This is a genomic window from Polaromonas sp. P1_F9 (genome assembly GCF_056405615.1).
The window spans coordinates 681,180-701,999 of record NZ_JBFUBT010000001.1 but is presented as its reverse complement, the minus strand read 5'-3'; the positions used below and the strand labels follow the sequence as shown (position 1 = coordinate 701,999).

Sequence of the window (20,820 nt, the reverse complement as noted above, 5' to 3'; positions counted from 1 at the left end):
GCACTCTTTCCCCGAACCACACCATGACCGAACAACAACAAGACCTGTTTCAGAAATTTGCCGCGCTGGCCAGCCTGCTAGGACTCATCGCCATCTTCTCGTTCACCAGCAACGCCTTCTTCAGCGTGGGCAATGGCATGACCGTGGCGCTCCAGGTGACCTCCATCGCCTACCTCGGCATCGCAGCGACCTGCGTGATCATTACCGGCGGTATCGACCTCTCGGTAGGCGCCATCCTGGCACTGGCCGGCGTCGTGGCCGCCATGCTGGTCAAGGCGGGCGCGCCCGTGCCGCTGGGCATGTTTGCCGGCCTGCTGGTTGGTGCCCTGTGCGGACTGATCAACGGCCTGTGTGTGACGGTGCTCAAACTGCCGCCCTTTATTGCCACCCTGGGAATGATGCTGGTGGCACGCGGCGTGGCTTTGCAGCTGACCGATGCCCGCGCCATCAGCGGCCTGGGCGACAGCTTTGCGGAACTGGGCAACGGAGCCTTGTTCCGCATTGTCAATATCGGTGCGGACGGCTTCCCCGATGTGGTGTTCGTCGGCATCCCTTACCCCGTGGTGCTCATGATCGTGCTGGCGCTGGCCGTCTCCATCCTGCTTAACCGTGCCACGCTGGGGCGCCATCTGTACGCCATCGGCTCCAACCTGGAAGCCGCCCGGCTTTCGGGCGTGAACGTCAACGGTGTGACGTTGTTTGCCTATGTGCTTTCCGGCCTGCTGGCCGGGCTGACCGGTTGCGTGCTGATGTCACGCCTGGTCACGGCCCAGCCCAGTGAGGGCCTGATGTACGAACTTGATGCCATTGCCGCCGCAGTGATAGGCGGCACCTCGCTCACCGGCGGTGTGGGCACGGTGTCGGGCACCGTCATTGGCGCGTTCGTGATCGGCATCCTGCGCAACGGGTTGAACATGAGCGGCGTGTCCGCTTTCACCCAACAAATTCTGATAGGCGTCGTCATCCTGCTGGCCGTATGGATCGACCAGATGCGCCATCGCAAGTGATCCCTACCGGCAGGGCTTACCGGGACTTCGAGAGACAACCTCCACAACCACTACCCATGAGGAAAGAAATGAAAAAATTTGTCCACACACTGATTGCAGCCGCCCTGGTGGCTGCGTCGTCGATGGCTATGGCCGCCGACAAGGAAATTGCCGTCATCGTGAAGACCGCCAACTCGGACTTCTGGCAAAACGTGAAGAAAGGCGCCAACGCCGCCGTGGGAAATCTCAAGGGCTACACAGCCACCTTCCAGGGCGCGGCATCTGACACCGACCTGGCCGGGCAGGTAGCCCTGGTGGAAAACGCCGTGAACCGCAAGGTTGCCGGCATTGTGCTCGCCCCTTCGGATCCGGATGCCCTGATCCCCGCCATCAAAAAGGCCTGGGAAGCCAAGATTCCAGTTGTGCTGATTGACTCTGCCGCATCAGATGCCGGCAAGGCTTACTACCAGTCCTTTCTGGCCACCGACAACAAGACTGCCGGAGAAATGTGCGCCAAGACGCTGATCGAGAAAGTCGGTACCACCGGCAAGATTGCCATCATGTCCTACACCGCAGGCTCGGGCTCCGAAATCGGCCGCGTGGGAGGTTTTACCGACTACATCAAGAAGCACTCCAAGCTGCAGATCGTGGGCCCCTTCTACTCCAACTCGCAGATGGGTACCGCACTGAACCAGACCACCGACGTGCTGGCCGCCAATCCCGATCTCAAGGGCATCTTCGGTGCCAACGAACCCACCGCCATCGGCATGGGCCGCGCACTGGTTCAAGCGGGCAAAGCCGGGAAAGTGGTCGCTATTGGCTTTGACGGCAACTCCGACCTGCAAGGCTTTGTGAAGGACGGCACCATCGAGGCCATTGCCGTGCAAAGCGCCTTCGAGATGGGTAACCTGGGCGTAAAGACTGTGGCGGAAATCGTGGAAGGCAAGAAAGTGCCCGCCTTCCGCGATACCGGCGTATTGATGGTCAACAAGAAAAACATCGACACGCCCGCTGCCAAGAACGTTCTCTACTAAACCGATCCAACCCAAGGACCCTCCGGCACCGGCTGCCGGAGGATGGGCATATGCACACCACGGATTTGAAACGCCTTCCCCGCGTGGACCTGCGGCTGACAGCCCTGGGCCTGGGCTGTTCGCAAATGGGCGGCCTGTATCGTGCCACCAGCGCCCGCGAGGTGGAGGAGGTCTTTGCGAACGCCTGGGCGGCCGGCGTGCGCTATTTCGACACTGCGCCTTACTATGGCTACACCCGCTCCGAGCACCGCCTGGGAGCCCAGCTGGCTGATTGCCCACGCCATGAGTATGTCGTCAGCACCAAGGTGGGCCGCCTGCTGCGCCCCGATGCCAGCGTGGCTCCCGGCGATGGAGGTTGGGCCAACCCCTACCCGTTTCGCCCGCAGTATGACTACAGCTACAGCGGCGTAATGCGCTCATTCGAGGACAGCCAGCAACGGCTGGGCCTGGCCCATATCGACATCCTGTACGTACACGACATCGGCCGCGACACCCACGGCGAACAGCATGCGCATTATTGGCAACAACTGACCACGGGGGGTGGTTTCCGCGCGCTGGACGAATTGCGCGCAAGCGGTGCCATCAGGGCAGTGGGCCTGGGCGTGAACGAATGGCAGGTGGTGATGGACAGCATGCGGGAGTTCGACCTGGACTGCACCATGCTGGCCGGGCGCTACACCCTGCTGGAGCAGGACTGCCTCGCCCCCTTTCTGGACGAGTGCATGCGCCGCGGCAACGCCATCGTGGCGGCCGGGCCGTTCAACTCCGGCGTCCTGGCGGGCAACACCAAATTCAATTATGCGGAAGCTCCGCCCGCCATACTGGCACGCGTGCAAGCGCTGGCGCTGGCTTGTGAGGAATTCGGCGTACCCCTGCAGGCTGCCGCGCTGCAGTTTCCACTGGGGCACCCTGCGGTGGTGAGCTGCGTCACCGGCACCCGCACCGCAACCCAGCTGCAACAGAACGTCGCCTGGCTGGAGACGCCCATTCCCGACACGCTGTGGCAGGCCCTGCGCAGCCGCGGCCTGCTGCATCCCGATGCGCCAGTACCAGCCTGAGGAAAACCCCATGCTGATCGACGCGCACCAGCATTTCCGGAATCTGGCAAACCGCACTAGACCGCTGGCCGCCATCTTTGGCGGCAATGCGCGCCGCCTGTACCACCTTGGCCAACATATAGACGGAAATTGACATGCAACGAATGGGATGGGTCATTGGTATCGACCCCCGGCACATCGCCGAATACAAGCGCCTGCACGCGGCCGTCTGGCCCGCTGTGCTGCAGCGCATTCACCAATCGCAGGTGCGTAACTACAGCATTTTTCTGCGAGAGCCGGAAAACCTGCTGTTCGGCTACTGGGAATACCACGGCCGGGACTTTGACGCGGACATGGCCGCTATCGCCGCTGATGCCGAGACGCAGCGTTGGTGGAACCTGTGTGGCCCCTGCCAATGCCCCCTTCAAACCCGCAGCCCAGGCGAGTACTGGGCCGCCATGGAATCCGTATTCCATATTGACTAACCACTCCACCCAAGGATATCTATGCTGACAGTCATTTGCGAAACTCCCGGCGTGCTGCGCACGGTCGAAGGCGCCATGCCCATCCGCAATGAAGGCGATGTGCTGCTGCGCATCCGTCGCGTAGGGGTGTGCGGCACCGATCTGCACATCTTCACCGGCAAACAACCCTTCCTGGCCTATCCACGCGTCATGGGTCACGAGATCGCGGGTACCGTAGAGGAAGCTCCGGCGGACAGCGCCCTTCAGGCCGGCGACAGCGTCTTCGTCATGCCTTACCTGTCGTGCGGCCGGTGTGTAGCCTGCCGCCAGGGCAAGACCAACTGCTGCGTCAACATCCAGGTACTGGGCGTGCACCGCGACGGCGCCTTCACCGAGTATCTCAACGTACCCGCGCAGTTTGTGCGCAGGGCAGACGGTGTTTCACTGGACCAGGCCGCCATGCTGGAATTTCTGGCCATAGGCGCCCACGCCGTACGTCGCGCCGACGTGCAGCCCGGCCAGCGTGTACTGGTGGTAGGGACGGGCCCCATCGGCATGGCTGCCCTGCTGTTCGCCGGTCTGCGTGGTGGTCAGGTCACAGCACTGGACACACGAAAGGAGCGGGTGGAATTCTGCAAACAACACCTGGGGGCGCATGCGGGTGTTGTGATAGGTGACAAGGACCTGGACGAGCTGCGCGCACTGACCGATGGCGATTTTTACGATGTCGTTTTTGACGCCACGGGCAACGCAAGGGCCATGGAGCGCGGCTTCCAGTTCATTGCCCATGGCGGCAAGTATGTGCTGGTGTCGATAGTGCTGGACAACATTACGTTCGCCGATCCGGAGTTTCACAAACGCGAGGCGACGCTGCTGGGCAGCCGCAATGCCACCATGGAAGACTTCGAAACGGTGCTTGAGGCAATGCGGGGCGGCAAGATTCCCACCGCGGCACTCAACACCCATCGCATGGCCCTGGCCGAGGTACCCGCCCGGTTCGCCACGCTGCTGGACCCCACGCAGGGCGTGGTCAAGGCGCTGATCGAATGCTGACCGGGGCCTGCACGTGAGCACGCCCATCCTCCAGTTCGGCACCGGGCGCTTTCTGCAGGCGCATGCGGACCTGTTTGTGTCCGAGGCCCTGACCCAGGGCCAGGCGCTGGGCGGCATAACTGTGGTGCAGAGCACAGACAGCCCGCAGAGCAGCGCGCGCGCCGCAGCACTGGCACATGGCTACCGCGTCGAATTGCGCGGCATGCAACATGGCCGGCGTATCGAGGAAACCGTGCAAGTGAACGCAGTCCAGGCCGTCTGGCATGCTCGCCGCGACTGGACACTGTTGCGCGATGCCATGGCCACCACCGTGCAGGTCATCATCTCCAACACCGCGGACATGGGCTATGTGCTGGACGACTTCGACACCGCGGCGCTGCTGCGTAGCCCGACGACGACGCCGCCGCCGCGCAGCTACCCGGCCAAGCTGGTGGCGCTTCTGCACCACCGCTGGCAGCAGCAGCCGGAGGCTCCCCTGACGCTGTACCCCTGCGAACTGGTCAGCCGCAACGGTGACACACTGCGCGACCTGGTATCCACGCTGGCACAGAGCTGGGGCGTTACGCCCGCCTTCCTTCGCTATGTGCGGGAGCACTGCGTCTGGGTCAATTCACTGGTGGACCGCATCGTGTCGTCTCCGCTGGAACCCGCTGGTGCAGTGGCCGAGCCCTATGCGCTGTGGGCCATCGAACGCCAGCCGCGCATGGTGCTTCCTTGCAGCCACCCGGCCATGGTGGTGACGAATGCACTGGCCCCATTCGAGCAACGCAAGCTCTGGCTGCTGAACCTGGGCCACACGATATTGGCCGAACGCTGGCAGCTGCTGGGCGGTGCTGCGGACATGACCGTGGTGCAGGCCATGCACACCCCGGCACTGCGCACCCCGCTGGAGGCCGTGTGGGCCGACGAGGTGCTGCCGGTATTTGACGCCGAGGGCACAGGCCCCGAGGCCCACGCCTACCTGGTGGAATTGCGCGACCGTCTGCTCAACCCGTTTCTGGAACACCGTCTGGCCGACATTGCCAAGGACCACCCGCAGAAGAAGCTGCGCCGCCTGGCACCCGTGGTAGAGCGCGCCGTGGCGCTGCAACTGCCCATCGCACAGACCCAGCTGCGCAATGCGTTAGCTGAAACCGGAAGCACCCTGGGCACTGGTGCCTGAACCGCCGGCTGGTCACCGGCGTTTGATGACATGCTGCGGCGCAACATCCAACGCAGCGAACCCTCATGCCTGCCTTCTCCGGAGGAAGAAGGGGCCAGTCCCTCAGCGCCCGGGCGTGGAACGGAAATTCGCCGCAATTGCGCCTGCGGAGTTACGATGCGTAAACCATTCACTCCGTCGGTGGTTCCATGGTGGCACTTGCCGCACAATTCGATTCGCCCCGCCGGCTGCATCAAAGAGCCAGTGACCGGCCGCAGGACTGGCTCGGCACTACGCCGCTGCTGGACCTGGACGACACCAAGCTGCGCCTGAAGGCTCGCTCGATTGTCCAGCTGTGCCGCACCGAACGGGACAAGGCACTGGCTATTTATCGCTTCGTCAAGCGCCTGCCTTATACCAAGCGGATCAAGCTGCAGTACCCGACCGCCCGCGACGTACTCGAGGCGCGCGGGGGCGACGGTGACGACAAGGCGACCTTGCTGATCGCACTGATGCGCTCTGCCGGCATCCCGGCGCGATTGCGGTATATGGAGATGCGCGGCGAGATGCTGCGCGGCCTGATCCCGAGAGCCACGCCGGCGGCGCGCCCGCTGGCAGAGTTCTGGCTGGGCCGTTGGGTGCGCACCGACACCTACATCTTCGATGCCGAATACGTGGCTGCTGCGCTCGAACGCCTGAAAGCGAACGGGTGGGAGTGCGGCTGGGGTATCCACATCAATGCCCAGCTTCTGTGGGACGGGAAGAACGACGCCTTCCTCGGCGGTGTGCCTCCCGACCAGGATCCCATGCTCACGCGGCTTCTGTGCGTGGTGAGCGATCCGCTGGAACTGGTGTCGGCGTCCCTGGGGGGCAGCGGGCTGCGTTACCGCCGATCGCTGCGGGCCCTGCAATGGAATGCGTTGGCGCCCACCATGATGCGGGCCATTCGCGAGCTACGTGCTGGCTCCCGTTTCTATTGAAATACGGCAATGGCAAATCGGTTTGGGGCCTAGCCCATCCGCCGCAACAACTCCGGCACCGACGAGACCAGCATTGCCAGGCCGGAGCAGGTCAGCAGGCTCAGCACCAGCCTGCGAAAGGCAAGGTCGCTGATGCCCGTATAAACGCGCCCGCCCAGCCAGGCGCAAATGAGCGCGGCAGGCGCCACGATGGCCAGCATGGGCAATGTCTCGCGCGTGACCAGGCCGGCGGCAATATAGCTGGCCATGGTGACGGTCAGCACGGCCAGGTTGAAGTTCTGGATGACGGCGCGCTGGGCACTCTTTTCGTAGCCGCGCAGGGTGCACCACAGTGTCGGAATCACACCGCTGAAACCGCCCAAGGCCCCCATGAAACCACCGGCAACGCCAATCGTGCCGTCGGCGACGCAGCCCCCATGGTGGATGCGCGGGAGCTTGCCCGAAAAAAGCATGGCCGGGCACCATAGCGCCAGCAGTGCGCCGAGAAACAGCTTGAACAGCTGGACGTCAAGTTGCGGCAACAACAAGAGACCCAGCGGAAGCCCGAGCAGGCCACCGGCCAGAAAGGGCAGCAGGCGTTTCCAGTCCGTCGTACGGCTGACAGTGAACGCCGCCATGACCTGGCCTGTCAGCCCACCGAACACCGCCATGACAGCGGCGAGCTTCGGGTCGATAGCCCAGGCCCAGAACGACATGGCGACAAGGCTGAAACCAAAGCCCGACAGGCCCTGGACAAACCCCGCCGCCGCAGCGCCCGCGACGATCAGGAGGATGTGAGAGTCCAAATCAGGCGTAGTCGCTTACCGGCACGCAGCTGCAAAACAGGTTGCGGTCGCCGTAGACGTTGTCGACGCGGCCCACGGGCGGCCAGTATTTGACCTGCTTGAGCGAAGCCAGTGGGAAGGCGCCGGTCTCGCGCGAGTAGGGGCGGTCCCAGTCGGCGCCCATCAGGCTGGCCGCGGTGTGCGGCGCATGCTTGAGCGGGTTGTTGTCTTGCGGCCATTGGCCAGTTTCGACTTTGCGGATCTCTTCGCGGATGGCGATCATCGCGTCGATGAAGCGGTCCAGCTCGGCCAGGGTTTCACTTTCGGTAGGTTCCACCATCAAGGTGCCGGGTACAGGGAAGCTCAATGTGGGCGCGTGAAAGCCGTAGTCCATCAGGCGCTTGGCCACGTCTTCGGCGGTAACACCGCTGGTTTCCTTGAGCGGGCGCAGATCGAGAATGCATTCATGCGCGACATGGCCGTTCTCGCTGGCGTACAGCGTGGGGTAGTGGTCCTTGAGCCGCGAGCTGATGTAGTTGGCGCTCAGGATGGCGACTTCAGTCGCCTGCGTCAACCCTTCTGGTCCCATCATGCGGCAGTACATCCAGCTGATGGGCAACACCGCTGCGTTACCCAGCGGGGCCGCAGAAACCGCGCCCACGCCGTTGACGGGAATGCCGGCCGTGGCATGGCCGGGGAGGTAAGGCACCAGGTCGGCCACGACGCAGACCGGGCCTACGCCGGGGCCGCCGCCGCCGTGCGGAATGCAGAAAGTTTTGTGCAAATTCAGGTGACTTACGTCGCCGCCGAACTCGCCCGGCGCGGCCACGCCCACCAGGGCGTTCATGTTGGCGCCGTCCACGTAAACGCGTCCGCCGTGGCTGTGCACCATGGCGCAGAGCTCTTTTACCTGGGTTTCGAACACGCCATGCGTGCTGGGGTAGGTGATCATCACGCAGGCGAGGTTGGCGCTGTGCTTCTCGCACTTGGCCTTGAGGTCGGCCATGTCGACATTGCCCTGCGCGTCGCAGGCAGTGACGACGACGGTCATGCCCACCATCTGGGCGCTGGCCGGGTTGGTGCCGTGGGCCGACGATGGAATCAGGCAGATGTTGCGATGACCCTGGCCTTTGGCTTCATGGAAGGCCTTGATGACCAGCAGGCCCGCGTATTCACCTTGCGAGCCGGCGTTAGGCTGCAGGCTGATGCCGGCATAGCCCGTGGCCTGGCACAGCCAGTCGCGCAGCTGCTTGTCGAGTTCCGCGTAACCCTGCAGCTGGTCTGCGGGGGCGAAGGGGTGAATGTTGGCGAACTCTGGCCAGGTGATGGGGATCATCTCGCTGGTCGCGTTGAGCTTCATGGTGCAGCTGCCCAGCGGAATCATGCTGCGGTCCAGTGCGAGATCCTTGTCGCTCAGCATGCGGATGTAGCGCAGCATGCCGGTTTCGGAGTGGTGGGTGTTGAACACCGGGTGCGACAGGAAGGCGCTGGTGCGGCGCAGGTCGGCGGGGATCAGGGATTCAACACCTTTTTCAAAGGCGCTGACCACCGGCACGGTCTGGCCGGGCCTGGCGAAGAACGACCAGAGCAGTTCGATGTCCTTGCGGCTGGTGGTCTCGTCCAGCGACACGCCGAGGTGATTATTCAAACGGAATCGCAGGTTGGCGCCCGCCGAACGTGCGCGGTCAGCTATCAAATTGGTAGCATCACCGGTTTTTACCGTGACGGAATCAAAGGCGCCGGTGTTGGTGATGTCGTAACCCAGCGCTTGCAGGCCTCGCACAAAGATGGCCGTGTAGGCCGCCACGCGCTCAGCGATGCGCTTCAAGCCTTGCGGGCCGTGGTAGACCGCATACATGCTGGCAATCACGGCCGGCAGAACCTGCGCGGTACAGATGTTGGAAGTGGCTTTCTCACGGCGGATGTGTTGCTCACGGGTTTGCAGCGCGAGGCGGTAGGTCGGGTTGCCGTGGCTGTCGACAGTGACACCGACGAGGCGGCCGGGCAGCGAGCGCTTGAATTCGTCGCGGCAGGCAAGGTAAGCCGCGTGCGGCCCACCGTTACCCATGGGCATGCCAAAGCGCTGGGTGTTGCCCAGCACAATGTCGGCGTCCCATTCACCGGGCGGGGTCAGCAGCGTGAGCGCCAGCAGGTCGGCCGCCACGCACAGGGCTGCGCCGTCGACATGTGCCTGGCCGGCCAGCGGGCGCAGGTCATGGATGCTGCCGGTGGTGGCGGGATATTGCGCCAGCACGCCGAAGTAATTGCCTTCGGCCATCAACTGCGGCACCGTGACGGCGGCCGTGCTGACCTTCACCTCGATGCCCAGCGGTTTGGCGCGGGTTTGAATTACTTCAATGGTCTGTGGATGGCAGTCGCCCGCCACGATGAAGGCGTTGCTCTTGCTTTTCACGCTGCGCTTGGCCAGGGTCATGGCTTCGGCGGCGGCGGTGGCTTCGTCGAGCATGGAGGCGTTGGCGATCGGCATGCCGGTCAGGTCGCAGACCATGGTCTGGAAGTTGATCAGCGCTTCCATGCGGCCCTGCGATATCTCGGCCTGGTACGGCGTGTAAGCCGTGTACCAGGCGGGGTTCTCGAGGATGTTGCGCAGGATCACGCCGGGCGTGTAGGTGCCGTAGTAGCCCTGGCCGATGAAGTTCTTGAACACCTGGTTCTTGGCCGCAATGGCCTTGAGCTGCTTGAGTGCGGCCGCCTCCGTGACAGGCGCCGGGATGGCCATGGCGGTGTTGCGTGCAATCGAGCGCGGAACGATGCCTTCCACCAGCGCGCGCCGCGAAGCCGAGCCCACGATGCTGAGCATGTGGACTTCGTCGGCGTCGTCAATGCCGATATGGCGGGCAATGAATTCGGAAGGATTTTCAAGATCGCCCAAGGGCTTGGCGGATTGCATCAACATGTCGGGTCCCGTGTCAGGCTTGGCAGCCAGGAATCAAAAAAAGTCGGTCAGGAAATCAGGCGGCGAAGGCTGTGTAACGGGTTTCGTCCATCAGTGCGTCAAGCTGTGAAGGGTCAGATAACTTGACCTTGAAGAACCAGCCGGCACCCATCGGGTCGCTGTTGGCAAGCGATGGGTCGTTCTTCAGGGCTTCGTTGATTTCGGTCACTTCGCCGCTCAGGGGCATGTACACGTCGGCCGCGGCCTTGACGGACTCGACAACACCTGCGGTTTCTTTCTGGGCGAAGGCGGTGCCGACAGCCGGCAGGTCCACAAACACCACATCGCCCAGTGCGTCCTGTGCGTGTACGGTGATGCCGACGGTGGCAACGTTGCCTTCGATCTTGACCCATTCGTGGTCTTCGGTGTATTTGACGGTCATGAGGTTCTCCTGGGTTGAGTGGCGGGGTGAAAAAAATGGAGTGACAGCTTCAGGGGCTAGCCGCGGTAGTAGCGGGCGGGAACAAAAGGCATGGCGGCGACTTCCATGGGTACGGCCTTGCCGCGCACCATCGCGTTCACGCGCGTGCCCAGCGCAGCGAATTCAGGTTTGACATAGCCCATGGCCACCGGCTGGTTGATCGTGGGGCCCAACAGGCCGCTGGTGACCTCGCCGATGACTGTGCCATCGGTGCTTTGCAACTCGGCATGGTCACGCACCGGCACGCGCTCCAGCGCCACCAGGCCGACGCGCTTGCTCATTAGCAAGGCGGGGTCAGCCAGTTGCGCCAGGATTTTGTCCGCGCCCGGGAAACCGCCGGCACGTGCGCCGCCGATCCGGCGAATCTTTTGCATGGCCCAGTTGAGGTTGGCTTCCACCGGCGTGGTGGTGATGTCGATGTCGTTGCCGTAGAGGCACAGGCCCGCTTCCAGCCGCAGCGAGTTGCGCGCGCCCAGGCCAATGGGCTTGACCTCGGGCTGCGCGAGCAGTGCGCGTGCAAGTGTGTCGGCTTGCGAAGCCGGCACCGAGATTTCAAAGCCGTCTTCGCCGGTGTAGCCGCTGCGGGTGATGAAGCAATCGCAGCCGGCCACGTCGAATCGTCCGCCGGTCATGAACACCAGCCTCTCGACACCCGGGGCCAGCCGCTGCAAGGCAGTGACGGCCTGCGGGCCCTGCAGCGCCATGAGCGCCATCTCCGGCATGGGAATGACTTCGCAGCGTGAGCCGATTTTGGCTTTGACGTGTGCGATATCGCCCACCTTGCAGGCGCCGTTGACGATGACAAAGAGGTCGCCGCCGTTGGCATAGTCGCGGTTGAAGAACATCAGGTCGTCGATGATGCCGCCGTCGTCGTTGAGCAGCAGGCCGTAGCGCTGCTTGCCGGCGGGCAGGTCGATCACATCCACCGGGATCAGCGACTCAAGCGCGGCTGCCGCATCAGCGCCCACCAGGCGCAACTGGCCCATGTGGGACACGTCAAAAAGGCCGGCAGCCTGGCGCGTGTGGTGGTGTTCCGTCATCAGGCCTGCAGGGTATTGCACCGGCATGGAATAGCCCGCAAAAGGCACCATGCGCGCGCCAAGCTCCACATGCAGGTCATGCAAGGGCGTTTTCAGCAGGGTTTCGGGGGCGACGGAAGAGGTGGACGAATCGGACAAGGCATTCTCCGGGGGGGCAAACACGGTCATGGCAAGAACTGGTTCTCAATCCATGGGCTGCCCCTGCTGTCCACTTTACCTGAGAGATTCACCCGGCGATGCAGGCTTGCTCCTTCGGTGGGCTGCCCGTGAAAGGCGGCCTCTCTCCAGTAGGGAACGCCTTGCCACGTGGTGCGCCGCAGGGCGGTTGCCAGTCCTTTTGCCTGAGCGTTCAGTGCGGCCCAAGGGGGTGCCCCCAGGGTGTACGTGCGCCTTCGGCGGTTTTCGCGGGGAAAACTCTCTCCTGACCCGGCAAGTGTAACGGAAGCGGATTTTCAGGCGGCGACGGCCTGGGGCAGCAGCATGGCGATGCGCTCGCTGATGGAGTCGGCGCGCTCGTGGCCCGCGATTTTTTCGATTTCCTCGATCATTTCGCGCGAGGCGCTGAGCATGGTCTCGCGGTCTTTGGCATTGCGCAGCGCTTCGCGAAAGCGCTCGGCCATCTCCGGGTTGCGCCGGGCGAACATGCGTTCGCAGATGTCGAACAGGAACATCCGGGTTGTGGCAAGCGAGCGCTTGCCTTCAAATTGATCGGCAGAGACCTGAATGGCCTGGGTGGTTTCGGGGCTGGGAAAGTTCTGTAACTGCGCCGGCGTTAGTGTTTGGGCGGGTGCAGGCGCAGGGTTTTTTGCCGGCGCGGCCGTCTTGCCGGGATGGGCTTCCAGAAAGCCGTCGCGCAAAAGGCGCAGGGCAATGGCTTCGCCGTCGCCCTCAAACAGCGGGCGGAAGTCCTGGGCAGACTTGCTGCCGTCGGCCATCAGCAGCAGGGTGCGCTCGCGCTGGCCTAGCGTTCTCACGCCGGGCTTGAGCTCGGCACGGGCGCGGTCGGTTTTATGGAGCTGCATGGATTTCATCCTGAAATGAAACCCCGAGCATGGCTGCTGAAAATGACAGCCTCGTGAATTCCGTCCGAAAAGCTATTTTGCGTAGACGAGATCCCGCAGAGCCAGTGACAGCTGCGGGACGTAAGTGACCACCATCAGGCAGGCGAGGATGACCAGTACAAAGGGGATCAGGTGCGTCACGATGCGGTCCAGCGATATCCTGGCAACGGTGCAGGCTGCAAACAGGTTTACGCCGAAAGGCGGCGTGATCATGCCCAGCGCGAGATTGACCACCATCACCAGCCCGAAGTGGACCGGATCTATGCCGAAATGCACAGCCACCGGCGCCAGGATGGGCGCCAGAACAATGATGGCGGCGCTGGTTTCAATGAACATGCCGATGATGAACAGCGCCGCGTTGACGCCCAGCAGGAAGAGGGCGGGCGATTGCAGCACGGCTTCCAGCCAGTGGCCTATGGCATCCGGCACGCCGGCCCGCGTGATCAGGAAGGCGAACAACCCGGCATTGGCGATGATGAACATGATCACGGCACTGGAGAGCACCGATTTGCGCAGGATGACGTACAGGTCGGCCAGCTTGATCTCGCGGTAGATCACGATGCCCACGACCAGCGCATAAAACACCGCCACGGCAGAGGCTTCGGTCGGTGTGAAAATTCCGCCGTAAATCCCGCCGAGAATAATCACCGGCATCAGCAGCGCCCAGCCTGCCTGCCAGGTCGCCTTGCCAAAGCTCAGGCGGCCGTCACCGTCCTGTTTGCCCCAGCCCTTCCAGCGGCAGTACAAGTGGACGAACAGCATCAGTGCGCCACCGATCAGCAGCCCCGGGCCGAAGCCGGCAATGAAGAGTTCGCCGATCGAAACTTCGGCGCTTACGCCGTAAAGAATCATGGGAATGGAAGGCGGGATGATCACACCCAGCTCGGCGCTTGTGGCCTGCAGGGCTGCGGCGTAGGCGGTGGGGTAACCGTGCTTGATGAGCGCCGGAATCAGGATGGCGCCAATCGCGAAGGTGGTGGCCACGGAGGAGCCGGACACCGCGGCAAAGATCATGCAGGTCAGCACACAGGTCATGGGCAGGCCTCCCTGGACGCCGCCCACAATGCTTTTGGCGAACTCGACCAGGCGGCGCGAGATGCCGCCGGTTTCCATCAGGTTGCCGGCCAGGATGAAGAAGGGGATCGCGGCCAGCGGAAACTTGTTGATCGAGGAGAACATCTCCTTGACAGAAATCAGCATGTTGGCGTGGGACGCATGGATACCGAAGATGGACGCCAGGCCGATTGAAACGGCCACGGAAACGGTGAGTGCAAAGCACAGCACCATGGTGGAAATCATTACCGCGGTCATTGCGCAGTCTCCAGTTCGTTGCGCTGTGGGTCGATCAGGTTGCCGATGATGCCCATCACGCAGAACATGCCGCCGACCGGCATGGCCACATAACCCCAAAACATGGAAATGGATTCAAGGCCGGCCATGGACTGCACACGCCCGCGCAGGGAATAGTCCCAGCCCCACCAGACGATGACCGCGACGAGGAGCAGGGCGGCGAGGCAGACCAGCCAGTCCAGCACCCGTCGGATGCGGGGTGGGCTCCAGCGATAGAGCACATCCACGCTGACCATGGCGCCCTGGCGGAACGCCATGGGAATTCCCATGAAGACCATCCAGATCAGGCTGAGGCGGATCAGAATTTCACTCCACTCTGCAGGCTGCTCGAAGACAAAACGCGTCAGGATCTGGAACACGCCGAGCCCCGATGCGATGACCAGCATCAGGCAGGCCACCAGCATGGAGAAACCGGTGGTCCACCGTTCAAGTTGAAGAAATACTTGTTTCACGGATGCACCGATACATGAGGTGGTTTTCAATGTAAACGCCCGCAGACCAATGGCGGCGGGCGCAGGTGGCTACAAAAAATGTAGCGAAATAGTTGCGGTACGGTTTACTTGTAGCTCCTGATCGCGTCGATGTTGGCTTTGCCGAACTGCTTTTCAAATTCGGCATTGACCGGCGCCAGGGTTGCCACGAACTTCGCCTTGTCGACGTTTTCGATCACGGTCATGCCCTTGCTGCGCAGCTCGGCTACACCGTTGGCATCGTCTTGGTCCACGCGGGCACGGTTCGCCTTGGTCGCTTCCTTGGCGGCGTCAATGAATGCCGTCTTGTCGCCGGCGCTGAGCTTGTCGAAAGCTGCCTTGTTCATGACAAAAATACAGGGTGAATAAACGTGACCGGTCAGTGAAAGGTGCTTTTGCACCTGGTCGAACTTGGCGGACATGATCACAGACAGGGGATTTTCCTGGCCGTCGACCGTGCCCTGCTGCAATGCGGTGAACACTTCGGGAAAGGCCATGGGCGTGGTGATGATGCCCAGGCCTTTGTAGGCGGCGATATGCACCGGATTTTCCATGGTACGCATCTTCAGTCCCTTCAGGTCCTCCGGAACTTTCACGTCCCGCTTGCTGTTGGTCATGTGGCGAAAGCCGTTTTCGGCCCAGGCCAGCGCTTTGAAGCCCTTGGCATCGAATTTGGTCAGGAGATTCTGGCCGATGGGGCCGTCCAGCACGGCGCGTGCATGCGCCTTGTCCCGGAACAGGAAGGGAACGTCGAGGATCTTGGTCTCGGGGACAAAGTTGGGTACGGGGCCGGTGGACGAGAAGGCCAGCTCCTGGGTGCCCAGCTGCACGGCCTCGATGGATTCGCGTTCGCCGCCCAGGGCTCCGTTGTAGAACGTCTGGACTTTGTAGCGGCCCGCCGTGCGTTTCTCGACTTCTTTGGCAAAGGTGTCGATGGCAATGCCCTGATGCGAATTCTGGGCGGTGGAAATGCTGATTTTCATGGTGGTCTGTGCGTTTGCAGACGCCATGAATCCCGCTGCGAGCGTCATGCCGATAATCAGTTTTGAAAGCTTCATGTTGTTTGTCTCCGTTGTGTGATTGGGCCGGTTCTGCATCAGGCTTTCCCGACCATAAGCACACGCATTATTGCTGCGATGTGCCCGCGGCCGTGCGCGGGTTTTCGCTTAAGTACGCCGCGATAATGCTTTCAAAATCGCTGTCAGGCAGCAGGCCTAGCGACCGTGCGCGTGCTGCGTCGATATCGGCGGGCCAGTTGCCCACGATTCTTGCGATGACAGGGTCGTACACCCAGTCGATCAAATCCGCCACGTCCTTTCCTGCCACCCGTGCCAGGGCTTGCGCCATTTCGCCGACCGTGGTCTTGAGGGCCGGCAGATTGACGGCTGTGCGGGCACCCCATTCGATGTCGCTGGCTTGCGCAGCGCGAATCAACCCCTCAACCGTACGGCCGGGTGACGCAAGAGCCACGGCCGTTTCGGGAGAGACAGGGCACTGTGCCCTCGTTCCTGCAAGGGGTTCCCGGATCATGCCGCTGAGAAAGCTTGATGCCGCACCGTTGGGTTTTCCGGGCCGCACGCTCACGGTCATCAGGCGTACGTTGCGGCCGCGTATGAAATCCTTGCGCGCGTAATCCGCCACCAGTTGTTCACCGATGAATTTCTGGATGCCGTAGCTGTTCTGCGGTGTGGGCAGCGTTCTGTCATCGATGACAGCCGGGAGTGGTTGCTCGGGTGAATTTCCAAACACCGCAAGCGAACTGGCGAATACGACGGTGGGCGATGTTTTCAGGGCACGGCATGCCTGCAGCAGCGCGCGCGTGGCGTCGACATTGCTGCGCATGCCGAGGTCGAAGTCCGCTTCGCATTCACCGCTGACTGCCGCCGCCAGATGAAATACCAGCGTGTCTTTTTCCGTCACCACGGGTGCTTGCTGGCGGCCGTCTTCCAGCAGCTGGTTCAGATCGCCGGTGACGGTACGAATGCGGTTGTCCGCAGTCAGCGCGACGGGCGGCGCCACCCTGTCAACCAGCGTCACTGTCCGGATGGTTTGCGGTGCGCTGCCCGCGAGGGTCAATTGCCCCGCGTCCAGAAGTTGCCGGGCCAGCCTGGCCCCGAGGAACCCGGCGCCACCGGTGATGACGATATTCATGGGTATGTTGTCTCCATCTTTTTGTTGCTTGCTCGCCTGCATGCCCGCACCGATCCGGTTGCCTGCGGTACGTCAGGCAGTTTAGTTCGAATGAGGAGTCGTTCCACGCAGACAGATGGTGCCGGGTTGGAAGGTGCTCGGAGAAAAGACATCGTGCAACTCCGGCGGCGCGGCTCCTGCTCCGAGTGTTCGAGCCGTTCAGGATTCGCTGCGGCGGCAGAGTGACTGGTTGGGCAAGACGCCGCCAGTGTGAGCGGCTTGGCGCCGGAATGAAACGGGCCGCTGGCCCGAGCCCCGATCCTTCAGGTTGCTACCACGGGCTTCGGATTGGTTTTCGGCTTGCCCGGCACAGTTCCCAGCAGCCACAGATTCAGGCCTGCATGCCGGCTGATGAGCAGCGCGGCTACGACGGGACCGGCAATCCCGGCGGCGAGTCCCAGCGTCATCAGGACATAGGTGTCCGTGATACCCAGTTTCCTGAAGGCGATACGGCTCGCGGCCGTAAAAAAAACATGCAGCAGGTAAATCGCAAATGAGAAGGACCCAATGTAGGCCAGGGGCGCGAAACTCCAGCCACTCCGCAAAAGAAGAAAGGCGCTTGAGACACCGAGCGCCAGCGCGGCGACAGAACTTCCCTGCTCGGAAAATTGCGGAAAAAGCATGGCCCCGGTAGCGGCGCAAATAAATACTGCCGCTGCCACAAGCCGGGCCTTTGGCGTCCCGATGTCAAAGCGTTTGCAGGCAAGCCCGGCCAGGAAAAAAGGCAGAAGGTAAACGGCGCCGCGGGCGGCGAAATAGTTGGGTGGGCTGAAGTAGTCAAACAGCACCGCGCTGAGTGCCCAGGCCACCGCAAATCCGGCCGCAGTAGAAAGTGCGTTGAAGTGTTCCAGCAGCAGGACGACCAGGAAGACAATAAAAAGCGCTTCAAGAAACCAGAAATGCCCCACGGGCTCAATGTGCAGGAGCCACCACTGACTGACCGATGAGTTGGCGCCTGGCGTGAAGGCCTGCACGACGGCAAAAATAGTTCCCACCGTAATCAGGGGAAGCAGCAGCCGCCGGACCTTGCCTTTGATGAACTCAGCAGCATTGCCTTCATAGGGGCGAAATGCATACACATAGCCTGAGATGAAAGAGAAGAGCGGCATGCGGATATAGGCCAACCCTTCATTGAACATCTGCAGCCAGTGCCCCTCCGGAACCTTCAGGCCCACTGAGGGCGTATCCCCTACTACGTGAAACAGAACCAGCAAGATGCAGGCGATGCCTCTTACCGTATCCACTTCAATACTGCGCTTCATTTTTTTACCGGTCATCGGCCTTGCGTTCCTCTTCTTGCCTCTTTGCTGTCTTGCTCACCGCAACTGCGTGCACAAATTATGTGCGCAGCGTAGTCAATAGCGGCAACGGCCTTGCGCCAAAAGAAAGCAAACTGTTGCAAGCCGTATCGTTTTGCGAAGCAACTGCCATCAAGCGCACAGCTGTTACGTAGTTGCAACCAATACGCGCGGGGTCTGACATCTCAATTGCATGCCTGCCACCCTACACTGAGTCGTCTTGTTCCTACATCAACTGTGCCGTCTTTGGTATTGCGACTTATACCAAGCTAAACGATTCTCAGTGGGCCCCTTCTGCCGCGCTTGCACACGCAAGCAACGGGCAGAACAAAACACAGGAAGTGATATCAAGGCATGAAATCTCACGCTCCGCTTTTTAGCGAAGATCCTGCGCACTATGCGGCGCTGATAACTCAGGCTACGGCCATCACCCGGCACGCCGACCTGCTCGAATGGTTGCGCGGTGACGTCCAGTATTTCCTTCCACATGACATTCTGATGGTGGGCTGGGGCGACTTTCAGGAAGGCGTTATCCAGCACGACATTCTTTCTGAACTGCCTGGCGTGCGTTCCTATGCTGACGGTACCGACGGCGTGCCCTTTTTGCTTGGCCGGCTTCATGACCACTGGGTGGCGGCCGGCGGGGAACCCTGCCTCCTCAGTTTCAGCCAGTTCGAATATTTGCTGGGCAATGCGAGCTTGCCGGGATCCTTCACCCGTACCCTGGCGGGCATGCGCTCGGTGCTCGTTCACGCGATGCATGACGAAAGGGCGCACCAGGACTGTCTGTATGCGTTTTTTCGTGCAGATGAGATTCCCAGGGAGTCTGGGCTGAAGGCCATGAGGATGCTGATGCCTGCCATTGATAACGCGCTGCGGCAGATGGCGCTGTTACCACAGCAGCACCCGCAAGCTGTAGTTATGGTGCGCAACGGAGCCGACGACGCGTCCGGCCTGAGCGAACGTGAAACGCAAATCATGGCCTGGGTCGCCATGGGCAAAACCAATGCAGAGATCGGAACCATCCTCAACATCAGTGGCTACACGGTGAAGAATCACATGCAGCGCATATTCCAGAAGCTCAACGTATTTAACCGGGCCCAGGCTGTCTCCAGGATTACGCGGGTGAGCTTGCATGGATGATGTCAACCCGCTCAACTCAGCCTCAGCATGGCTTAACCGGCGCGAACCCCGCTCCATGGGGTTGGGTCGGAGTCATCTTTTCACCGCAGTCGAAGCCGCGTTGGATCCTCTGGTGTTGGTGTTCTCGCTTTGGGGGCTGGCTTTGTTCTTTGAAGGGTCGGTGCGTCCTGCCTATCTGATTTTGTCGGTCATCGTGTTTTCGCTGACGTTTCCCGGTACTTCCCAATTGCGTTTGCCTGTGTGGAAGGTGTTCTCGAAAATTGCATTTCACTGGATATGGATTGCAGGCTTGTTGCTGCTGACGGGGTTGGCCACCGAATATTTTTATAAATTTTCCATGACAGTACTGGTTAACTGGCTATGGGTCGCGCCGGTTGCCCAGGCCGGTGCGCATGTGGCCCTGCGTGCTGCCGCTCCGCAGTTGCTGAAGTTGCAGGGGGCGGTTCGGGGTGCTGTCATTGTCGGCATGAACGAGCAGGGCGTTTCTCTGGCCCGGCACATCACGGGCTCGGCGTATTCGGGCATTGATTTGAAGGGTTTTTTCGACGACCGCGGGGAAGACCGCAGGGAGTCACAGGACGACTACCAACTGGTGGGAAAAATTGACGACCTTCCGGCTTACGTCAAGCAGCATCGTATCCAGTTTATTTATCTGTCCTTGCCCATGGCATCGCGGCCGCGCATCCTGCAGGTGCTTGATGGCCTGAAGGACACCACAGCGTCGATTTATTTTGTCCCCGACATGTTTATTACCGACCTGATACAAGGCCGCAGCGATTCGGTCTGCGGGGTCACGGTGATATCTGTCTGCGATACGCCATTCCGGGGTGTCAGCGGTGTGTTGAAGCGGGCCAGCGACATTGCTCTGTCGCTGTTGATCCTGTTGCTGATTTTCCCGGTCATGCTGGTGATCGGGATCATGGTCAAGCTTGACTCTCCCGGGCCTGTTATTTTCAAGCAGCGGCGCTATGGCCTGGACGGTGAGCAGATTCTGGTCTACAAGTTCCGGTCCATGGCTGTTACCGAAGACGGTGGCACCATTCAACAGGCCCGCAAGAATGACATGCGGATCACCCGTCTGGGCGCTTTCCTGCGCAAAACCTCACTCGACGAATTACCGCAATTCATCAATGTATTGCAAGGGCGCATGAGCATCGTCGGGCCGCGTCCGCACGCCGTGGCACACAACGAGATGTACCGCTCGCTCATCAAGGGTTATATGGTTCGCCACAAGGTCAGGCCCGGCATTACCGGCTGGGCTCAGGTGAATGGGCAGCGCGGCGAAACCGACACGCTCGACAAGATGCAGTCGCGTATCGATTGCGACCTGGATTACCTGCGCAACTGGTCGCTGCAGCTCGATTTTTTCATCATTCTGAAAACGATCCGCCTGGTCTTCAAGGACAGTGCGGCTTACTAAATAAAAAAGAAA

20 protein-coding genes and 2 riboswitches are annotated in these 20,820 nt (G+C 61.5%); of the genes, 10 read left to right on the top strand and 10 right to left on the bottom strand.

Annotated features, from left to right (window positions below; genetic code table 11):
- The first annotated feature begins 23 nt into the window (after nucleotides 1-23).
- The 8 genes from AC1DYR_RS03255 (at nucleotide 24) to AC1DYR_RS03220 (ending at nucleotide 6,695) form a co-directional block, all read left to right on the top strand.
- Entirely contained in the window at nucleotides 24-1,007 is a 984-nt protein-coding gene (locus tag AC1DYR_RS03255; protein ID WP_477703814.1) for an ABC transporter permease, read from the top strand.
- 68 nt (nucleotides 1,008-1,075) lie between these two features.
- Entirely contained in the window at nucleotides 1,076-2,020 is a 945-nt protein-coding gene (locus AC1DYR_RS03250; RefSeq protein ID WP_477703813.1) for a substrate-binding domain-containing protein, read from the top strand.
- Nucleotides 2,021-2,070: 50 nt separating this feature from the next.
- Nucleotides 2,071-3,078, top strand: coding sequence for an aldo/keto reductase (locus AC1DYR_RS03245; protein WP_477703812.1), 1,008 nt, complete (start codon nucleotides 2,071-2,073; stop codon nucleotides 3,076-3,078).
- A 10-nt stretch (nucleotides 3,079-3,088) separates the two neighbouring features.
- Nucleotides 3,089-3,211, top strand: coding sequence for a hypothetical protein (locus tag AC1DYR_RS03240; RefSeq protein WP_477703811.1), 123 nt, complete (start codon nucleotides 3,089-3,091; stop codon nucleotides 3,209-3,211).
- 1 nt (nucleotide 3,212) lies between these two features.
- Nucleotides 3,213-3,542, top strand: coding sequence for an L-rhamnose mutarotase (locus AC1DYR_RS03235; RefSeq protein ID WP_477703810.1), 330 nt, complete (start codon nucleotides 3,213-3,215; stop codon nucleotides 3,540-3,542).
- A 21-nt stretch (nucleotides 3,543-3,563) separates the two neighbouring features.
- On the top strand, nucleotides 3,564-4,574 hold the full coding sequence (locus AC1DYR_RS03230) for a zinc-binding alcohol dehydrogenase family protein (RefSeq protein WP_477703809.1): 1,011 nt from the start codon (nucleotides 3,564-3,566) through the stop codon (nucleotides 4,572-4,574).
- Nucleotides 4,575-4,587: 13 nt separating this feature from the next.
- The gene (locus AC1DYR_RS03225) at nucleotides 4,588-5,736 is read left to right on the top strand and encodes a mannitol dehydrogenase family protein (protein ID WP_477703808.1); all 1,149 of its coding nucleotides are present in this window, start codon (nucleotides 4,588-4,590) and stop codon (nucleotides 5,734-5,736) included.
- A gap of 188 nt (nucleotides 5,737-5,924) precedes the next feature.
- Nucleotides 5,925-6,695 (top strand): transglutaminase-like domain-containing protein, encoded by a 771-nt coding sequence (locus tag AC1DYR_RS03220; protein WP_477703807.1) that lies wholly within the window; start codon nucleotides 5,925-5,927, stop codon nucleotides 6,693-6,695.
- 29 nt (nucleotides 6,696-6,724) lie between these two features.
- On the opposite strand, the gene AC1DYR_RS03215 is transcribed toward AC1DYR_RS03220, so the two are convergent.
- From AC1DYR_RS03215 to AC1DYR_RS03170, 10 genes are all read right to left on the bottom strand, one after another.
- Nucleotides 6,725-7,480 carry a sulfite exporter TauE/SafE family protein gene (locus AC1DYR_RS03215; protein ID WP_477703806.1) on the bottom strand — a complete coding sequence of 252 codons (756 nt, stop codon included), beginning with the start codon at nucleotides 7,478-7,480 and terminating at the stop codon, nucleotides 6,725-6,727.
- A gap of 1 nt (nucleotide 7,481) precedes the next feature.
- A complete protein-coding gene (gene gcvP, locus AC1DYR_RS03210) occupies nucleotides 7,482-10,376 on the bottom strand; it encodes an aminomethyl-transferring glycine dehydrogenase (protein WP_477703805.1) in 2,895 nt (964 codons plus the stop codon).
- Nucleotides 10,377-10,431: 55 nt separating this feature from the next.
- The gene (gcvH, locus tag AC1DYR_RS03205) at nucleotides 10,432-10,797 is read right to left on the bottom strand and encodes a glycine cleavage system protein GcvH (protein WP_477703804.1); all 366 of its coding nucleotides are present in this window, start codon (nucleotides 10,795-10,797) and stop codon (nucleotides 10,432-10,434) included.
- Between the two features lie 56 nt (nucleotides 10,798-10,853).
- Nucleotides 10,854-12,044 (bottom strand): glycine cleavage system aminomethyltransferase GcvT, encoded by a 1,191-nt coding sequence (gene gcvT, locus AC1DYR_RS03200; RefSeq protein ID WP_477703803.1) that lies wholly within the window; start codon nucleotides 12,042-12,044, stop codon nucleotides 10,854-10,856.
- A gap of 26 nt (nucleotides 12,045-12,070) precedes the next feature.
- Nucleotides 12,071-12,174, bottom strand: a riboswitch (glycine riboswitch).
- Between the two features lie 19 nt (nucleotides 12,175-12,193).
- Nucleotides 12,194-12,310: riboswitch (glycine riboswitch) on the bottom strand.
- An 18-nt stretch (nucleotides 12,311-12,328) separates the two neighbouring features.
- Complete coding sequence (locus tag AC1DYR_RS03195) at nucleotides 12,329-12,898, bottom strand: hypothetical protein (RefSeq protein ID WP_477703802.1); 570 nt, start codon at nucleotides 12,896-12,898, stop codon at nucleotides 12,329-12,331.
- A gap of 72 nt (nucleotides 12,899-12,970) precedes the next feature.
- Complete coding sequence (locus AC1DYR_RS03190; RefSeq protein ID WP_477703801.1) at nucleotides 12,971-14,248, bottom strand: TRAP transporter large permease; 1,278 nt, start codon at nucleotides 14,246-14,248, stop codon at nucleotides 12,971-12,973.
- A complete protein-coding gene (locus tag AC1DYR_RS03185) occupies nucleotides 14,245-14,739 on the bottom strand; it encodes a TRAP transporter small permease (RefSeq protein ID WP_477703800.1) in 495 nt (164 codons plus the stop codon). The genes AC1DYR_RS03190 and AC1DYR_RS03185 overlap by 4 nt, the downstream gene beginning before the upstream one ends.
- Nucleotides 14,740-14,843: 104 nt before the next feature.
- On the bottom strand, nucleotides 14,844-15,815 hold the full coding sequence (locus tag AC1DYR_RS03180; protein WP_477703799.1) for a TRAP transporter substrate-binding protein: 972 nt from the start codon (nucleotides 15,813-15,815) through the stop codon (nucleotides 14,844-14,846).
- Between the two features lie 67 nt (nucleotides 15,816-15,882).
- Entirely contained in the window at nucleotides 15,883-16,908 is a 1,026-nt protein-coding gene (gene denD, locus AC1DYR_RS03175) for a D-erythronate dehydrogenase (RefSeq protein WP_477703798.1), read from the bottom strand.
- Nucleotides 16,909-17,210: 302 nt separating this feature from the next.
- Complete coding sequence (locus tag AC1DYR_RS03170) at nucleotides 17,211-18,209, bottom strand: acyltransferase family protein (protein ID WP_477703797.1); 999 nt, start codon at nucleotides 18,207-18,209, stop codon at nucleotides 17,211-17,213.
- 390 nt (nucleotides 18,210-18,599) lie between these two features.
- Here AC1DYR_RS03170 and epsA point away from each other — a divergent pair, with 390 nt between their 5' ends.
- Nucleotides 18,600-19,388 carry an XrtB/PEP-CTERM-associated transcriptional regulator EpsA gene (gene epsA / locus AC1DYR_RS03165; protein ID WP_477703796.1) on the top strand — a complete coding sequence of 263 codons (789 nt, stop codon included), beginning with the start codon at nucleotides 18,600-18,602 and terminating at the stop codon, nucleotides 19,386-19,388.
- Nucleotides 19,381-20,808, top strand: a complete 1,428-nt coding sequence (locus AC1DYR_RS03160; RefSeq protein ID WP_477703795.1) for an undecaprenyl-phosphate glucose phosphotransferase — start codon at nucleotides 19,381-19,383, stop codon at nucleotides 20,806-20,808. Before epsA ends, AC1DYR_RS03160 begins: the two co-directional genes overlap by 8 nt.
- Nucleotides 20,809-20,820 lie beyond the last annotated feature (12 nt).

Excerpts from the sequence above, each read along its gene's own strand:
- AC1DYR_RS03255 (WP_477703814.1), top strand. The coding sequence starts at position 24 with ATGACCGAACAACAACAAGACCTGTTTCAGAAATTTGCCGCGCTGGCC.
- AC1DYR_RS03250 (WP_477703813.1), top strand. The coding sequence starts at position 1,076 with ATGAAAAAATTTGTCCACACACTGATTGCAGCCGCCCTGGTGGCTGCG.
- AC1DYR_RS03245 (WP_477703812.1), top strand. The coding sequence starts at position 2,071 with ATGCACACCACGGATTTGAAACGCCTTCCCCGCGTGGACCTGCGGCTG.
- AC1DYR_RS03240 (WP_477703811.1), top strand. The coding sequence starts at position 3,089 with ATGCTGATCGACGCGCACCAGCATTTCCGGAATCTGGCAAACCGCACT.
- AC1DYR_RS03235 (WP_477703810.1), top strand. The coding sequence starts at position 3,213 with ATGCAACGAATGGGATGGGTCATTGGTATCGACCCCCGGCACATCGCC.
- AC1DYR_RS03230 (WP_477703809.1), top strand. The coding sequence starts at position 3,564 with ATGCTGACAGTCATTTGCGAAACTCCCGGCGTGCTGCGCACGGTCGAA.
- AC1DYR_RS03220 (WP_477703807.1), top strand. The coding sequence starts at position 5,925 with ATGGTGGCACTTGCCGCACAATTCGATTCGCCCCGCCGGCTGCATCAA.
- gcvP (WP_477703805.1), bottom strand. The coding sequence starts at position 10,376 with ATGTTGATGCAATCCGCCAAGCCCTTGGGCGATCTTGAAAATCCTTCC.
- gcvH (WP_477703804.1), bottom strand. The coding sequence starts at position 10,797 with ATGACCGTCAAATACACCGAAGACCACGAATGGGTCAAGATCGAAGGC.
- gcvT (WP_477703803.1), bottom strand. The coding sequence starts at position 12,044 with ATGACCGTGTTTGCCCCCCCGGAGAATGCCTTGTCCGATTCGTCCACC.
- AC1DYR_RS03195 (WP_477703802.1), bottom strand. The coding sequence starts at position 12,898 with ATGCAGCTCCATAAAACCGACCGCGCCCGTGCCGAGCTCAAGCCCGGC.
- AC1DYR_RS03190 (WP_477703801.1), bottom strand. The coding sequence starts at position 14,248 with ATGACCGCGGTAATGATTTCCACCATGGTGCTGTGCTTTGCACTCACC.
- AC1DYR_RS03180 (WP_477703799.1), bottom strand. The coding sequence starts at position 15,815 with ATGAAGCTTTCAAAACTGATTATCGGCATGACGCTCGCAGCGGGATTC.
- denD (WP_477703798.1), bottom strand. The coding sequence starts at position 16,908 with ATGAATATCGTCATCACCGGTGGCGCCGGGTTCCTCGGGGCCAGGCTG.
- AC1DYR_RS03170 (WP_477703797.1), bottom strand. The coding sequence starts at position 18,209 with ATGAAGCGCAGTATTGAAGTGGATACGGTAAGAGGCATCGCCTGCATC.
- epsA (WP_477703796.1), top strand. The coding sequence starts at position 18,600 with ATGAAATCTCACGCTCCGCTTTTTAGCGAAGATCCTGCGCACTATGCG.
- AC1DYR_RS03160 (WP_477703795.1), top strand. The coding sequence starts at position 19,381 with ATGGATGATGTCAACCCGCTCAACTCAGCCTCAGCATGGCTTAACCGG.